Annotated in this window: 14 protein-coding genes; 6 read left to right on the top strand and 8 right to left on the bottom strand. The window is 61.5% G+C overall.

All coding sequences use genetic code 11. The features are described from left to right. Window positions 1-44: 44 nt before the first annotated feature. The 7 genes from C7I87_RS14650 to C7I87_RS14620 form a co-directional block, all read right to left on the bottom strand. A complete protein-coding gene (locus C7I87_RS14650; protein WP_149904876.1) occupies window positions 45-965 on the bottom strand; it encodes an ABC transporter permease in 921 nt (306 codons plus the stop codon). Then, a complete protein-coding gene (locus tag C7I87_RS14645; protein ID WP_149904875.1) occupies window positions 965-2,095 on the bottom strand; it encodes an ABC transporter permease in 1,131 nt (376 codons plus the stop codon). Before C7I87_RS14645 ends, C7I87_RS14650 begins: the two co-directional genes overlap by 1 nt. Next, window positions 2,092-3,669, bottom strand: coding sequence for an ABC transporter ATP-binding protein (locus C7I87_RS14640; RefSeq protein ID WP_188393841.1), 1,578 nt, complete (start codon window positions 3,667-3,669; stop codon window positions 2,092-2,094). Before C7I87_RS14640 ends, C7I87_RS14645 begins: the two co-directional genes overlap by 4 nt. Window positions 3,670-3,885: 216 nt before the next feature. Further along, entirely contained in the window at window positions 3,886-4,863 is a 978-nt protein-coding gene (locus tag C7I87_RS14635; protein WP_149904873.1) for a quinone oxidoreductase family protein, read from the bottom strand. 27 nt (window positions 4,864-4,890) lie between these two features. Then, window positions 4,891-5,709, bottom strand: coding sequence for a phosphatidylcholine synthase (pcsA, locus tag C7I87_RS14630; protein WP_281409056.1), 819 nt, complete (start codon window positions 5,707-5,709; stop codon window positions 4,891-4,893). Further along, window positions 5,706-6,320 (bottom strand): DUF1326 domain-containing protein, encoded by a 615-nt coding sequence (locus C7I87_RS14625; protein WP_149904871.1) that lies wholly within the window; start codon window positions 6,318-6,320, stop codon window positions 5,706-5,708. Before C7I87_RS14625 ends, pcsA begins: the two co-directional genes overlap by 4 nt. Window positions 6,321-6,334: 14 nt before the next feature. After that, the gene (locus C7I87_RS14620) at window positions 6,335-7,264 is read right to left on the bottom strand and encodes a DUF2182 domain-containing protein (RefSeq protein ID WP_149904870.1); all 930 of its coding nucleotides are present in this window, start codon (window positions 7,262-7,264) and stop codon (window positions 6,335-6,337) included. A gap of 71 nt (window positions 7,265-7,335) precedes the next feature. Between C7I87_RS14620 and C7I87_RS14615 the strand changes: the two genes are divergently transcribed. Further along, window positions 7,336-8,550, top strand: coding sequence for a UbiH/UbiF family hydroxylase (locus C7I87_RS14615; protein WP_149904869.1), 1,215 nt, complete (start codon window positions 7,336-7,338; stop codon window positions 8,548-8,550). Between the two features lie 148 nt (window positions 8,551-8,698). Continuing rightward, a complete protein-coding gene (gene hspQ, locus C7I87_RS14610; RefSeq protein ID WP_188393848.1) occupies window positions 8,699-9,022 on the top strand; it encodes a heat shock protein HspQ in 324 nt (107 codons plus the stop codon). Window positions 9,023-9,106: 84 nt separating this feature from the next. Here the strand turns inward: hspQ and C7I87_RS14605 are convergent, their stop codons facing one another. After that, window positions 9,107-9,736, bottom strand: a complete 630-nt coding sequence (locus tag C7I87_RS14605; RefSeq protein ID WP_015317881.1) for an invasion associated locus B family protein — start codon at window positions 9,734-9,736, stop codon at window positions 9,107-9,109. A gap of 232 nt (window positions 9,737-9,968) precedes the next feature. Between C7I87_RS14605 and C7I87_RS14600 the strand changes: the two genes are divergently transcribed. The 4 genes from C7I87_RS14600 (at window position 9,969) to mgtE (ending at window position 16,533) form a co-directional block, all read left to right on the top strand. Then, complete coding sequence (locus C7I87_RS14600) at window positions 9,969-11,789, top strand: extracellular solute-binding protein (RefSeq protein ID WP_149904868.1); 1,821 nt, start codon at window positions 9,969-9,971, stop codon at window positions 11,787-11,789. 16 nt (window positions 11,790-11,805) lie between these two features. Next, window positions 11,806-12,486, top strand: coding sequence for a DsbA family oxidoreductase (locus C7I87_RS14595; protein WP_149904867.1), 681 nt, complete (start codon window positions 11,806-11,808; stop codon window positions 12,484-12,486). 518 nt (window positions 12,487-13,004) lie between these two features. Then, window positions 13,005-14,897 (top strand): ABC transporter ATP-binding protein/permease, encoded by a 1,893-nt coding sequence (locus C7I87_RS14590; protein ID WP_188393840.1) that lies wholly within the window; start codon window positions 13,005-13,007, stop codon window positions 14,895-14,897. A gap of 271 nt (window positions 14,898-15,168) precedes the next feature. Beyond that, a complete protein-coding gene (gene mgtE / locus C7I87_RS14585) occupies window positions 15,169-16,533 on the top strand; it encodes a magnesium transporter (RefSeq protein ID WP_149904865.1) in 1,365 nt (454 codons plus the stop codon). Window positions 16,534-16,551 lie beyond the last annotated feature (18 nt).

Here is a 16,551-nt window from a genome sequence, read left to right as displayed (position 1 = left end):
CCTCTCTGTGTTAAGCCTAGGAGCTTCCCGTCTTTTTGTTGTTGTCAACGATCCGGAACGAATGGCTGCCCCAGGGATGCCGGCGTGTTCATCATCGTCAGACGCTTGTTGCGCGAGATTAGAACGAGAACCACGACGGTTGCCAGATAGGGCAGAGAAGAAAGCATCTGCGAGGGCACCGGAATGCCAAAAGCCTGTGCATGAAGCTGGCCGATCCACACGGCGCCGAAGATATAGGCGCCGGCCAGCACCCGCCATGGCCGCCACGACGCGAACACGACCAGTGCGAGAGCGATCCAGCCGCGGCCAGCGGACATGTTCTCCACCCATTGTGGGGTGTAGACGAGCGACAGATGCCCGCCGGCAAGACCGGCGCAAGCGCCGCCGAAGATCACCGCGAGGTAACGGTAGCGGATGACCTTGATGCCGAGCGCATGGGCCGAAGTGTGGCTGTCGCCGATCGAGCGCAGCGTCAGCCCGGTGCGCGTCTTGAACAGGAACCACATTACGGCCGCCGTCAACGCGATTGAAATGTAGAACACAGGGTCCTGGCCGAATAGCAGCTTGCCGAGGACCGGGATCGAGCTCAGGCCTGGAATGTCGAGATTGGGCAGCCTGACACCAGGCTGGCCGACGAAGCTCGTTCCGATCATGCCAGACAGGCCAAGGCCCAGCAGTGTCAGCGACAGGCCGGTCGCAACCTGATTGGTGGCGAGCGACAGCGTCATGACGGCAAACAGCAATGAGAACAGTGCGCCCATGACGATCGCCGCCAAAAGGCCGATCCAGGGCGAGCCGGTCAGGTAGCCGGCGCCGAAGCCGCCGACCGCACCCATGATCATCATGCCTTCGACGCCGAGATTGAGCACGCCGGAGCGCTCGACCACCAGTTCGCCGATCGCCGCGATCAAAAGCGGCGTCGCCGCCGTGGCGATGGTCAAGAGGATGTTGACGGTGATGTCCATCAGCGGGCTTCCTTCAACTTCGGCGCGGCTTCGAGCTTTGCGGCGCCATCTGGTTTCGTAAGCGCCAGGCCGATCAGCCGGATGCGGTAGTGAATGAACGTGTCGCAGCCGAGCACGAAGAACAAAAGCATGCCCTGGAACACCCGAGCCACCTTGTCCGAGATACCGAGCGCGCTTTGCACCGCTTCGCCGCCGAGATAGGTCAGCGCCAGCACCAGACCGGCGGCGATGATGCCGAGCGGATTGAGGCGGCCGAGGAAGGCCACGATGATGGCGGTGAAGCCATAACCGGGTGAAATCACGGGCTGCAGTTGCCCGATGGCGCCAGAAACCTCCGAGATGCCGGCAAGGCCGGCGAGCGCCCCCGACAGCAGGAAGGCAAAGAACACCATGCGGTTGAGGCCGAAGCCGGCGAAGCGTCCTGCCCTTGGGCTGGAGCCCAGCACGCGGACCTCGAAACCCTTGAGCATGCGGCCCATCAGGATCCAGATCAGCACCGCGGCAACCAATGCGAAGACAAAGCCCCAGTTGGCGCGTCCGGCGTCCGGCATCAGCTCCGGTAAGGTGGCCGAATCGCTGAATTGGATCGTCTGCGGAAAGCCGTGGCCTTGCGGATCGCGCCATGGACCGCGCACCAGCCAGTCGAGGAACAACTGGGCGACATAGACCAGCATCAGGCTGGTCAGGATCTCGTTGGTGTTGAACCGGGTCTTCAGCAAGGCCGGGATCGCCGCATAGGCCGCACCGCCGACCATGCCGAGCAGAAGCATCAGCGGCAACACCAGCGGGCCTTCGAATTGCGGAAACAGCACGGGAATGATGGAACCGAAGATGGCACCGAAGATGAACTGGCCCTCGGCGCCGATGTTCCAGATGTTGGCCTTGTAGCAGACCGACAAGCCGACCGCGATCAGGATCAGCGGCGCGGCCTTGATCGCCAGCTCATGCAACTGCCAGACCTGGCTGATCGGCTCGATGAAATAGATCTTGAATGCGTTGAGCGGATTGACGCCGAGCAGCGCGAACAGAACCGCGCCGGCGATGATGGTCAGCGCGAACGCGATAAACGGCGACAGCATCGAGAACAGCGCCGAGCGCTGCGGGCGTTTGACGAGTTCGAGGCGCATCATGCCGTCTCCAGCGTATGTTCGGCGTGGCCGGGTTCGGCGCCGCCCATCAGCAAGCCGACCTTCTCGAAAGTCGCTTCGGCGATCGGCATCGGCTTGGACAATTCGCCATTGTGCATGACGGCGATAACGTCCGATATTTCGAACAGCTCGTCGAGATCCTGGCTGATCACCAGCACTGCCGACCCGCTGCGCGAAAGCTCGATCAGCGCCTGACGGATGTGCGCTGCAGCTCCGGCATCGACGCCCCATGTCGGTTGGTTCACCACCATGACGCTTGGCCGGCGGTCGAGTTCGCGACCGACGATGAATTTCTGCAGGTTGCCGCCTGAAAGTGCCGCGGCTTCAGGATCGGGCGCGCTTTTGCGCACATCCATCGCCTCGATGATGCGTTGCGAGGCGGCGTAGACGGCGCCGCTCTTGACCATGCCACCGGCGCCGACAAAAGCCTTGCCATCCGTAGCATGTCGCGACAGCAGGAGGTTTTCCGAGAGTTTCATGCGCGGCGCGGCACCATGGCCGAGCCGCTCTTCCGGCACGAAGGCAGCCCCCAGCAGGCGCCGCCCTGTGATGGTAAGGCCGCCGGCGTCCTTGCCGCGGATGCGCACCGATGCGGCATCCTGCTGCAAAACCTCGCCGGAGACGGATTCGAAGAACTCGCCCTGGCCATTGCCGGCGACGCCGGCAATGCCGATCACCTCGCCGGCCCGGACATTGAGGCTGATGTTCTTGAGCGGAATGGAAAACGGCGTTGCCGGCTTGCGGTTGAGGCCGCGGATTTCAAGCAGCGGCTGCGCGGTTTCGATCCCCTCGACCGGCGCCCGCACCACGGCCAGCACCTCGCTGCCGACCATCATGCGGGCGAGCGAGGCGGCTGTCTCCTCGCGCGGGTTGCAGTGACCGACCACCTTGCCGTGCCGCAGCACGGTGGCGCGGTCGCAGATGCGCTTGACCTCTTCGAGCCGGTGCGAAATGTAGAGGATCGATTTGCCTTCCGCGCGCAGTCGCTCCAGCGTCTCGAACAGCTTGTCGGCCTCCTGCGGTGTCAGCACCGATGTCGGCTCGTCAAGGATGATGAGTTGCGGCGTCTGCAGCAGACAGCGGATGATCTCGATGCGCTGGCGCTCGCCGACCGACAGGTCGCCGACCAGCGATTCCGGATCGAGCGGCAGGCCGTAACTGTAGGAAAGCGCCCTCGCCTTGGCCGCGATGCTGCTGATCGGCGAGCCGTCATCCAGCGACAGCGCGATGTTCTCGGCGGCCGTCAGCGCCTCGAACAGCGAAAAATGCTGGAACACCATGCCGATGCCGAGCTTCTTGGCAACGCCCGGGCTGGTGATCCGCACTGGTTGGCCGTTCCAGAAAATCTCGCCCGAATTGGGCTCCAGCGAGCCGAACAGCATCTTGACCAGCGTCGACTTGCCGGCGCCGTTCTCGCCGAGCAAAGCGTGGATTTCACCCTTGGCGATGTTGAGGTCGACATGGTCGCACGCTGTCAGCGTGCCGAATATCTTGGTCAGGCCACGAACCTCGAGCAGGTTCGCTCCATCATGATCTGCACTCACAGTGCCTCCCATCCGGATTACCGGACATGTTCTGTGTTCCCGCAAGCATCGTATGCGCGGCCGGCTCTCGTGTGAAAGCAGCACCCAACTTGAAAGAGCTTCAAGAATTTCAGCGGAAACTCAAGGGTAAAGATTAGCCCTTCTCGGACAAGGATATGGCCAGCTGGCTTTTCGTGCAAACCATGCCTGCGACTGCGGCAGGACGCTGAAAACCCAGGCAGTTCGTCGTCACGGAACCAGGATGGTCGTGCCTGTCGTTCTGCGTCCCTCGAGATCCTGATGTGCCTTGCCCGCGTCCTTCAGCGCATAGCGCTGATTGATCTTGATCTCGACGGCACCGCTGAGCACGACCTCGAACAGTGCGGCGGCGGACGCATCGAGATCCTCGCGTTTTGCATTGTAGACGAACAGCGTCGGCCTCGTGGCGAACAGCGAGCCCTTCTGCGCCAGCAGCGACATCGAGAACGGCGGGATGGGTCCCGAGGACTGCCCGAAGCTGACGAACATGCCGAGCGGCTTCAGGCAGTCGAGCGAGGCCGGAAATGTGTCGTTACCGACCGAGTCATAGACGACGTCGCATTTCCCGCCGCCGGTGATTGCGGCCACGCCGGCGACGAAATCCTGCTCCTTGTAGTTGATGACATGGTCGAAGCCATGCGCCTTGGCCAGTTCGATCTTGTCGGCAGAGCTGGCGGTGCCGATGACCGTCGCCCCGAGATGCTTCGCCCATTGGCCCAGAATGAGCCCGACGCCACCGGCCGCGGCATGAAACAGGATCGTGTCGCCCGCCTTCACCTTGAAGGTCCGGCGCAGGAGATATTCTGCGGTCATGCCCTTCAGCATCATGGCGGCGGCCTGTTCGTCGCTGATGCCGTCCGGCACCTTGACGACGCGGCTGGCATCGATGACGCGCTCCTGCGCATAAGCGCCCGTCGTCACGGCATAGGCAATCCGGTCGCCAGGCTTCAGCCAGTCGACGCCGTGGCCGACTTCCAGCACCACGCCGGCTGCTTCGCTGCCGGGAACGAGCGGAAATCCGCCGGGCGGCGGATAGAGGCCCGAGCGATGATAGACATCGATGAAGTTGAGACCGATAGCGGTATGCCTGATCAGGATCTGTCCCGAACCAGGCTGGCCGGGATCGGCGTCCTCATAGGTCAGGACTTCCGGGCCGCCATTGGCGTGGATGCGGATGGCTTTGGACATGGACAGGATTCCTTGAAGAGCGGTTGGTCAGGTTTTTTTGGCGCCGAGGTTTGGAAAGAACTGCATGAGGCCACCAATGGTTGCGAGATAGAGCCCGGTAACGGTAATGCCGATCTTGGTGAAAGTGCTGACCTGCTCGCCCAGCACGCCGATCTGATCGTAGAAAGCGGCGAGCGCCGCCTGCGCGAGCGCAAGCGCGCCGAAGGCGCACCACAGCAGCGTCATGCCGAGATTGATCGGCCGCAGCCGCACCACCCGCACCGGATGGATGAAATTTATCGGGACAAAGGTCAGAATGCCGGCCACCACGACCACCGCGAACGAAACCCATTGTCCCGGTTCGATGACGAACAGCGTGAACACCACCATGTTCCAGACCACGGGGAATCCCTTGAAGAAGTTCTCCTTCGTCTTCATGCCGGTGTCGGCATAGTAGATCGCACTCGACACGACGATGATAGCCGCCGACAGGAACGACAGGCCCTCGCCCATGAAGCCTCTTTGGTAGAGCGCGAAGGCAGGGATCAGCACGTACGTCACGTAATCGATAATGTTGTCGAGGAGTTCGCCGGACCAGGTCGGCAGGATTTCCTTGACCTCCAGCTTCCGGGCGATCGGCCCGTCGATACCATCGACGAACAGCGCCAGCCCGAGCCACCAGAACATGGCCGTCCAGCGCTCCTCGCTCGCCGCCACCAGCGACAGGAAAGCCAGGAACGAACCGGAGGCGGTCAGCAGATGCACCGAAAAAGCGCGCGCCTGCGGCCAGGTGACCTTCTTCTTCGGCCGCGGAATCCGGTCGGTGATCTTCCCGGCGATCTTGCGGGCCTTTGTGTTCTTGCTCACGGGCCCCGCCAATCAAGTTTGCAGATCTCGGCCGAGCGGCCGGCGAAATTCCAGTTGCGGCCAAAGGCCCGCATCTTGCTCTTGTCGGACCTGGCCACGATGATCTCCGATGCGATCCAGTATTCGGAATTCGTGATCACTGTATCCTTCTCGCGGTCCTTGCCCGCGATTGGCGTGACGGCCCCGTCGATGATCTTCGGTATCTGAAAAATACGCGTCTTGTCCCGTGTCTCGTAGGTTATCGGCACCTGTTCGACGCCCAGGAACTTGCCGACGAGGATCGAGAGCAGCGACGTCGTCCCGCCGGCCTTGCCGGTGAAGATCTTGGTCAAAGCCTTGGCCGCGTACACCGAGGCCCTGGTGTCGATGAACAGGCCCGCGGTCCAGTTGCCGCGGCTCATGTAACCGGGGATTTCCATGATCAGCCCAAGGTTGAGGCCGGAGAGGTCGACCTCTCCGAAATGACCGGCGTCGATACGAAAACCCGCCCAGGTCTGGCAATAGCCCTCGGTCGGAGGATGACTGCCAAGCGACAGAACGCAAGGACAAAAAACCGTGCAATTGCAGGAGAGTACGAGCTCTCCTCTCATTGCCCAGCTCTGATCTGACATCGAATTTCCCCCGGTTATAGCGAGATTACTAGCAGCGCGGCTGCCCAGACAAGCAGTATCGCACCAGCCAGTCGGGTTGGAAGACTGCCCATCGTCTGTTTTTCAATCAGGGTGAACACGCCGATCAGCGCCATCCAGAAGACGTTCATAACGCCGACTGCGAACATCACCAGCATCAATGCCCAGCAGCATCCCAGGCACCAGATGCCTTGCGCGAGACCGAGCCGGAAGATGCTGACGGTTCTCGGGCTCCAGTTCGAAAAAAGGATCGAGAACGGGTTCCGGCACTTTGTCAGGCAGGCCTCCTTGAGGCCGCTGAACTGGTAGAGGCCGGCAACCAGCAAGGCGAGTCCACCGGCAACGCCAAGCACCGGGTCGAATATCCCTCCGGAGGCGGCGAATGCGTGGACGGCAAGTGTCAGTGCCGCAAACAGCATCGAGGCGGCAAGCCAGACGCAGAGGTAGCCGGCAACCAGCACCAGCGGATGGACGACTGGCTCCCCCTTGATCCGGGCTGTATCGGCGATCTCGCAATAAGTGCGGATCATCGGTGCCGCGGACGGCAGCATCGTGGCGATTGCCATGAGAAACCACATGAGGATGAGCGCCAGCGTACGCGGACCGATCCTTGCGTCCAGTGGCGCCGGGGAAAGGCAGAGTGCGAAGAACCGTTCGAGGACGGCAGGCAGCGGCAGTTGCGGCAAGTTACGCAACAAAGTGTCGCCTGGCGCGCTGATCTGGGCTTCGGCGCTGCGAATCGCCATCGCCGCAAGCAGCAGCCAGGCCAGTGCGATGCTTGCACCGATGACGACGTTGACCATCAAGCGCGGATTGCGTGCGACGTTTGCCGTGGCGCGGCCGGCGCGATCGAGGTGGCTGAAATCGTCCTGCTGGCCGGTCATGACACTCGAATGGGCCGAATCGCCGCGTTGATCAAGCCGCATGATCTGCCCTATATGCGTCTATCGACTGGCAGGTCTGATGGCCGCCTCGCATAGCAAGCCGGAAGCCGACCTTGGAGCATCAGGAAACAGCGCGCATACTGATCGCAGGCACCGGGCCGGCGGGATTGATCGCTGCACTTGCTTTCGCCGATGCCGGCTTTCCGGTGACGGTTGCCGGGCCGGAGGTTTCGGCTCCCGATGGCCGCACCACGGCGCTCATGACGCCTGCCCTGAAGGTGCTCGAACGGCTGGGCGTGCTCCAGGACATCAGGCCCAAGGCCGCACCCTTGAAGGTCATGCGCATTGTCGATGCGACCGGCCGGTTGATCCGCAGCCCCGTCGTCACTTTCCGCGCCAGCGAAATCGACGAGGAACAGTTCGGCCTGAACCTGCCCAACAGCGTCCTTGGACCCGCGCTTGCCGGCAAGGTGGCCGGGCATTCCGGGATCGAATGGCGCAGATCGATGGTGAAGGCCTGGCATCTCGGCGCCGCCAAAGCTCTTGCCACGCTGGCTGACGGCAGCGAGATCGATGCATCGCTTGCGGTCGCTGCCGACGGCCGCCTGTCGCCGGCCCGCGAGGCAGCAGGCATCTCGACGGCGGCGCGCACCTATCCTCAGGCGGCGCTCGTCCTCAATTTCGGCCACAGCCGCGAACATGGCTTCACCTCGACGGAGTTCCATACCGAGACCGGTCCTTTCACGCAGGTTCCACTGCCGGGCAATCGCTCCAGCCTTGTCTGGGTGGTCAAGCCCGAGACCGCCAGGGAGCTTGCCGCGTTGGACGACGCAACGCTCTCGCTGCGGGTCGAACGACAGATGCAGTCGATGCTGGGCCGGGTAACCGTGGAGCCGGGCCGCCAGATTTATCCGTTGTCGACGGTGACCCCTCTCCGGTTCGCGGCGCGACGGGTGGCGCTTGTCGGTGAAGCCGCGCACGTGTTCCCGCCGATCGGTGCGCAAGGCCTCAACCTGGGCATCAGGGATATCGACGATCTGGTTGGAATCGCCCGTGAAAATCGTGGGGATCCGGGGGCTTCTGCTGCCCTTGCCGTATATGATTTGAAGCGCCGCCCCGATATTCTGGCGCGCAGCAGCGCTGTCAATCTGCTCAACATGTCGCTGCTTTCGGACATGTTGCCGGCACAGATGGCGCGCGGCGCCGGTCTCGGTGTGCTTGGTGGCTTTGCACCGTTTCGCGCTTTTTTTATGCGCGAAGGGCTGCGTCCCGGCAGCGGCTTTGCGGCGCTTGCGGGCGGCTTTCGGAAGCCGACGCGGCAGCGGTAGCGATTTTGCGGACTTTGCCACAGTATCGCGACGTTCATCAAAAACCTTTTTTGCGTATTCCGCGTATTTTGAAGGCGCTCAGACGCTCGGGATTGAATTGATGCGGAGTCTGCGCCAAATAAAATCAAGGAATTCAGTGGTGAGTACGATGAAAACGGCCAAATTCGCGATCGGACAGGTGGTTCGCCACCGACTGTTCCCGTTCCGAGGCATCATTTTCGACGTCGATCCGCAATTCGCCAATACCGACGAATGGTACGAAGCCATCCCCGCCGACGTACGGCCGCGCAAGGACCAGCCGTTCTACCACCTGCTCGCCGAGAATTCGGAAACCGAATACATCGCCTATGTCTCAGAGCAGAATCTGCTCGAGGATCGGTCGGGAGAACCCGTCCGCCATCCGCAGATCAAGGAAATGTTCGACAAGAAGCCGGATGGGCGCTACGCGCCGAAACGGCAGTCCAGGCACTGACTTCCGGCATACCGGGTACGACCAGACGTGAAAAAAGCGGGGCATGACCCCGCTTTTTTGACTGGATAATGATCCGATGCCGGATCAGTTGGCGGTCTTCGCCTTGTCCTGCTCGTCCTTGAGCTTCTTGGCGAAGTCCTGGTTGTTCTTGGCGACGAAGTCCTGAAGCTTCTTCTGCCGGTCCTCGATGTCCGACTGCTGCAGCGGGGGGCCGTCATAGGCACCGCTGAAGCCCTGCAGCGCGATCTTGATCGGATTGGCCTGGTTTTGGAAATTGATCGAGGTCAACGTGATCCCCTGACCCTTCTTGAACGAGGCGACGAGCTGGTCGGTCAGCGGCACTTCCGCCACACAGCGATCCGGGAAGCAGATGACATAGTCAAGCTTCTGCGCCTTGCCGGTGTCGATCTGCAGGCCGATGCCGGGAGGCACGAGACGGCCGGTCGGGACCGTCACCTGGAACACCTTGCGGTTCACCTTGCCCTTGAGCTCGATCAGGCTGACACCGGTGACGAGCTGGCCATTGCCGGCGGTGACAATGTTCTGGACGTTGCAGATGTCGACGTCTTCCTGCTTGGTGCAGGCCTTGAACCAGCCCTGCGGAATCTGCGGCTGCTGCTGCGCGGAAGCAGAGGGAAGTCCTGCGCCGAGAAAGCCAACCACGCCTGCGGCCATGACCGACAGGCGGTACGCGTTGCTGTTCAGGCTCGTCATGTCGTGTACTTCCTCTCAATGATCCCGGGACCGGCTTCTTCGTGCCGTGTGGTCCAGCTACCTGTTGCCAAAATGAGGCAACAGAATGACTTCGGACGGCGTGTTACACTGCAAGCGGCGTCGAATCCAGCCCGCCCACTTGTAATTCTTGATGATGCCATTGGCCGCCATGCAGTTGCCCCATGCTAGGGTGCGGACCGAATCATCAAGCCGACCTGTTAAGGAGACGGTCATGGGCCGCGTTCTTGTTTGGCTGGTCACCGCATTATCGTTTTTCACCCTGTCGTCGCCACCGGCGCTGTCGGAGCCGAAATACGCGATTGCGATGCAGGGCGAACCGGCCCTGCCCTCGGACTACGCCCATTTCAGCTACGTCAATCCCGACGCCCCGAAGGGGGGAAGCATCACCTATTGTGTTGTCGGCAGTTTCGACAATCTGAACCCTTTCATCCTGAAAAGCCTGCGCACGACGGCGCGCGGCATGATGGACACGATCTTCGGCAATCTGGTGTTCGAGCCGTTGATGCAGCGCAACTATGACGAGCCTTTCAGCCTCTATGGGCTGCTGGCCGACACCGCCGACATGGATCCTGAACGCAAGAGTATCGAGTTTCACCTCAACCCCAACGCAAAATGGTCGGACGGACAGCCAGTGACGCCGGAAGACGTGCTGTTCACCTACGACGTCTTCACCGATAAGGGCCGCCCGCCCTACAGCGCCCGCATGGGTATGATCGCCAAGCTGGAGAAGACCGGCGACCACAGTGTGCGCTTCACCTTCAACGACAAGGCCAATCGCGAATTCCCGCTGATCATCGCATTGACGCCAATCATCCCGAAACACGCCTTCGACAAGGACACGTTCGACAAGACCACACTGAAACCGTTGATCGGCAGCGGACCCTACACGGTCGACAAGGTACAGCCCGGCCAGCGCATCGTCTTCAAACGCAACCCGGATTATTGGGGCAAGGACATTCCTTCGAAGCGCGGTTTTGACAACTACGACCAGATCACAATCGAGTACTTCCTCAACGCCAATGCCAAGACGGAAGCTTTCAAGAAGGGCATTTGCGCGATCGACGATGAAACTGATCCGGTCAAACGCGAGCGCGATATCGACTTTCCGGCCTTCCGCAAAGGCGATGTGAAGGCAGAGAATTTCGACACCGGCATTCCGCCTGTCGTGACCGGCTTCCTGTTCAATACAAGACTGTCAAAGTTCTCCAACCCCGTCGTGCGGCGTGCGCTTGGCATGCTTTATGATTTCGAGTGGGCCAACAAGAACCTCTTCGACGGCAAATACACGCGCACGATGAGCTATTGGCAGAATTCCGAACTTTCCGCTCTCGGTCATCCAGCCGACGACCGGGAGAAGGCGCTTCTGGCCCCCTACCCCGGCCGCGTGCCGGCCGATGTGATGGACGGCACTTATCGGCCGCCGGTCACCGATGGGTCGGGCAATGACCGGAAGGTGCTGAAAGTTGCCTTCGATCTGCTGAAGAGCATTGGATATCATGTGCAGGACGGGACGATGCTTGATCCGCAGGGAAAGCCGTTCGGTTTCGAGATAATTGCCGCGTCACAGGACGAAGAGCGCCTTGCCACGATCTATCAGCGCACGCTGGAGAAGATCGGCATCAAAGTCACGATCCGCAGCCTCGATGGCGACCAGATCCAATCGCGAAAGCAGCGGTTGGACTTCGAAGCGCTGTTCGGATCGAGCGGTTTCAACAATTCGCTGTCGCCTGGTAGCGAACAGGTCGGGCGCTGGGGTTCTTCGGAAGCCATGAGAGAAGGGACTTTCAACCTCGCGGGTGTCGCCGACCCCGCAATTGATGCCGCGATCGAGGCGATGCTGAACGCCCGCACCAAGGAGGATTACGTGGCCGCTGTCCGCGTTCTCGACCGGCTGCTGATCTCCGGCTACTACATCGTGCCGATGCAGTACAACACGCAGCAGTGGCTTGCTTACTGGAATTATCTGGAACATCCGCGAAAGACGCCCATATTCGGTTACCAGTTGCCGACATGGTGGCGCAAACCGAACTGAGAATCCGGAGATCGAGATGAGCGAAGCGAACGCCGTAACCGTCGATGTGGTGTCGGACGTCGTCTGCCCGTGGTGCTTCATCGGTCAGAAGCGGCTGGACAAGGCGGTCGCCGCGGCCGGTGATGTCGAAGTGCACATACGCTGGCGGCCGTTCCAGCTCGATCCGACCATCCCGCCGCAAGGCAAGGACCGCCACGATTACATGCTGGCCAAGTTCGGCAGCGACGAGCGCATCCGCGAAATTCATGCCCGCATCGAACCGCTTGGCGAGGCCGAGGGCATCTCCTTTGCCTTCGACGCCATAAAGGTGGCGCCGAATACGCTCGACGCGCACCGGTTGATCCGCTGGGCCGGTGCCGCTGGCGAAGACGTCCAGAACCGGCTGGTGCGCCGCCTGTTCCAGCTGAATTTCGAGGAAGGCGTCAACATCGGCGACCGCATGGTGCTGGTCGAAGCTGCCCGCGAGGCCGGCATGGACGCCTCGGTTGTTGAGACGCTCTTGCCGAGCGATGCCGATGTCGACGCGGTTCGCACGGAAATCGCCACCGCGTCGCGCATGGGCATCACAGGCGTGCCGTGCTTCCTGCTCGAGGGCAAATATGCCGTGATGGGCGCGCAGGACGCGGACACGTTGGCTGATGCGATCCGTCAGGTCGCGGCGGCCAAGGCGCGTGGAGAGCTGGAGAAGGCCGGCTGATGCCAGCCATCCTCTTGTGTGACAGCCGGCAAGAGAACGATCCTGCATTCCAGTTGCTTCCGTAGGCGACGTCTCCTCCGGCAAGGATGGCGACGGTCGGACATAAAAGACAGCATGTTTTCGGGAGTTCTGGTCGGTACTCAATGAGAAAACCCGCCAGCCCACACGATTTTTGATTCACAAAACCGTGTGCGAAGCTTCCCCTACGGAAGATGGGGCACAGCCACGTTCGTGGCTCCCAACAATCTGAAATCAATAGAAATTTCTGGATTTTTGCCAGTCGTTGCGACGTCAATCCGACCGTCAATCTGTTGCCTCAGGGCAACGGGTGCGGCGGCAATCCGGCCGGCCGGGTTTAAAATTAATGGAAAATGATCAATTGGTGTTACCATCCGTAACAAAACAAAAAAGGTTTGGGCGGGATCGTGATTCGGATCGGCAGACGATCGCAAGAGTCAGTACCGGATGGACTACACGGCGACGCCGCAGGGCAGTCGCATTTGACGCCGGTATCCTCTATGCGCAATTTCTGGGGGCTCATGCGAGCCTACTGGGTTTCGGACCGCTGGAAGGAAGCCTGGACGCTGACGCTGGTGATCGCGCTGCTCACCGCGCTGTCCAGCAAGGCCAGCGTGTGGTTCGCCATGGCTTCAGGCGAATTGGTGAATTCGATCGCCTTCCTGCACGACGCCGCCAATACCCGCCCGCTGGAGACAATCCTGACCAACGCCGGCGTGCTGGTGCTGCTGGTCTTGCTCAAGGATGCCGGCTTCACCGGTATACGCAATCTCGTCTCGGCAACCTTGCACCGCAAATGGCGTGGCTGGCTGAACGACAAATTCAACCAGGCCTTGCTCGACGGCAACCATACCCATTTCCATGCCCAAAATGGTTCCGCGGACGGCAGCATCGTTGCGCCCGACAATGTCGACCAGCGCATCCAGGAATCGATCAAGGACATGACCGGCGGTGCGATCGGCCTCGCCATGGGCGTGCTGGGGCTGGCGACGTCGCTCTACTTTATCGGCCAGAACCTGTTGCAATCGTCAGTGGAGGTCAAAGGTCTGGAGTTCCTTGGCGGCTATGGCAGCGCCGTTCTCGCTCTCCTCGCGGTCGCCACTTACGTGCCCCTCAACACCTGGATCGCGGTCAAGCTCGGCAGCCTGCTGGAACGTCTCAATATTCGCATGCAGAAGGCCGAGGGAAGCTATCGCAGCGAACTGACGACATTTCTGCGCCGCAGCTTCCACGTCGCTGCGTCCCATGGCGAGGGCGTGCAGAAAATGATGCACGACCGGCTCTATGTCGACATCGATCGCACCTGGGGGCGGCTGAATGTCGTCAACACCAGCTACATGTCGTTCGAGCTGATCTACAACTTCGTCGGTGCCCGTATTGTAGCCTATGGTCCAGGCCTGGTGCCGTTCATCCACAGCCGCCTGGACTATAAGGGCTACATCACCGGCTCCGAAATGGTGGCCCAGCTCATCAGCCAGTGTTCGTGGTTCATCCACGTCATGCCGGCCATCGCCACGCTTCGCGCCAACAGCCAGCGTGTGACGGAGCTTGCCAACGCGATCGAGAATGTCCAGCACCCGCAGGAATTCTATAGCCAGAGCGGCCGTTCCGACTTCCACTACGCCAGCCAGAATCCGGTTTTCGGCCTGACCATCCAGAAGCTGGAGCTGGCGCACCAGGGCGAGGACGCGACGCCGTTTCTCAGTTCCGCCAACCTGCGCTTCCGGCGCGGCGAATGGACCTTCCTGAAAGGCGAATCCGGCTGCGGCAAGACCTCGCTGATCAAGGCGATCAACGGCTTGTGGCCCTACGGCCGCGGCACCATCGTCTTCCCCGAGGGCGTGAAGAGTTTTTATGCCGCTCAGGAGGTCAAGCTGCCCCAGGTGTCGCTGAAACAGCTGGTCTGCCTGCCCGGCTCCGAACGCGACCATGGCGATGCCCAGGTCGCGTCGGCGCTGCACAAGGCCGGCCTTGGCGATTTCATCGAACACATGGCCAATGAAAGCCGTGAGGGCAAAAGCTGGGATCAGGTCCTGTCGGGCGGCCAGAAGCAGAAGCTGGTGGTGGCTCGTATCATCCTGCAGCAACCGGGGCTGCTGTTCCTCGACGAGGCGACCGGTGCTCTCGACCCCGACGGCAAGATTGCCTTCCACCAGGCCATCAAGGACAACTGCCCCGAGGTGACGGTGATCAGTGTCATGCACGAAGCCGTGGCGCCGAGATCGGCTGCCGGTACCGAGTTCTACCACTCGATGGTCCTGATCGCCGACGGCGTCGCCACGAAGAAGCCGCTCGCCCCGAGCCTGCCTCCTGAACTCACCACGATCCTGGTTCAGCCAAGGCCGGTCGAGGACAAATGGACACGTTTCTCGCGCCGGCTGAAGCAGAAATAACGATGACGTCACCGGGACTTGCCGCGTTGAGCGGTGGACGGTGATCACAGTCTCGCGATCAGGGCCGTTCGCCACCGTTTTCCTCTCTCTCTGCGATTGACTCGGCAAGGCGCGCTCCTATGTTGCGCCGGCTTGCAGACAGTCAAAAGCGAACCCGCAAGCAGAAAGGTCACCGCGCCATGCCTGGCGACAGTCACAGTCGAACGCAACCGCCGTCCGCCTAGACGTGACCTGAATGGTTCATGTCCTGCCGGACGGCAAGGAGTGAACCATGAACGATTTTTTTCCCGTAGCGGACGACGAGGCCGTCGCCATCGCCCGCATCCTTGCCAATGACCACGTCGCCGACGTTGTCGAGGCGCTCAATCGTGAATCGCGCGAAACCGCTACGGAGCTGCTTTGCGCCGTACCCTTCGAACGGCTGGTCGAGATTTTCGATCAGCCCGAGCTCGAGGGCGCGCCCGAACTGGCGGAGGCCCTGCCCCGTCCCAAGGCGGGCAAGCTGCTCACCGCCATGTCCGTCGACCGCGCGGCCGACATCCTGCGCGAGCTCGATGAGCCGGCACGCTCCGAGCTGCTCGGCGCACTGGCCCCGCCGCTGCGCGCGACCCTGCTTTCCATTCTGGGCTATCCCGAAGGCAGCGCCGCGTCGATCATGACGACGGAGTTCGTCAGCGTTCCCTCCGACTGGACCGTCGGGCGCACGCTCGATTACATCCGCAAGGTCGAGCGGACGCGCGAGACCGTCTATGCAATCTACATCGTCGATCCGCAAACACATCTGTTGGTGCGGTCGACGGGCTTGCGTCGCCTCATCACCGGCGAGCTGGACGACTCGATCCTGTCGGTTGCGCCCGACCGCGTGCCGGTGACGGTCACCCCGCTGACCGATCGCGAAACCCTGGCGCAGACGATCTCCAAATACGATCTGCTCGCCGTCCCGGTCGTCGACCACGGCAAGATCTTAGGCATCGTCACCATCGACGACATCATCGACACGATGATCGAGGAGACCACGGAGGACGTGCATCGGTTCGGCGGCATGGAGGCCCTCGACGAGCCCTATATGAAGATGAGCTTCCTCGCCATGATCAAGAAGCGTGGCGGCTGGCTCTGCGCGCTGTTCATCAGCGAGATGCTGACGGCCAATGCGATGCAAAGCTACGAGGGCGAACTGGAGAAAGCGATCGTGCTGACGCTGTTCATCCCGCTGATCATGAGCTCCGGCGGCAATTCCGGATCGCAGGCGACCTCGCTTGTCATCCGCGCGTTAGCGCTGCGCGAGATCGGCCTTCGTGACTGGTGGCGGGTGGCGTTGCGCGAATTGCCTACCGGTCTCGTGCTCGGCGCCATGCTGGGCGTGGTCGGCGTCTGCCGCATCGCGCTCTGGCAGTATATGGGCTTCTACGACTATGGCCCGCACTGGCCGCTTATTGCCGCAACGGTTGGTGCGGCACTGGTCGGCATCGTCACCTTCGGCTCGCTGTCGGGGTCGATGCTGCCTTTCGCCCTGAAACGGATCGGGTTCGACCCGGCCAGCGCATCGGCGCCGTTTGTCGCGACGCTGGTCGATGTCACCGGACTGGTGATCTATTTCTCGGTGGCGCTGGTCATCCTGCGCGGCACGTTGCTGTAGCGGTTTGACTGCCGCCGA

This window comes from Mesorhizobium sp. SARCC-RB16n (genome assembly GCF_008520305.1).
In the GTDB taxonomy this organism is placed as follows: Bacteria; Pseudomonadota; Alphaproteobacteria; order Rhizobiales; family Rhizobiaceae; genus Mesorhizobium.
This window is presented reverse-complemented; position numbering and strand designations above follow the sequence as displayed.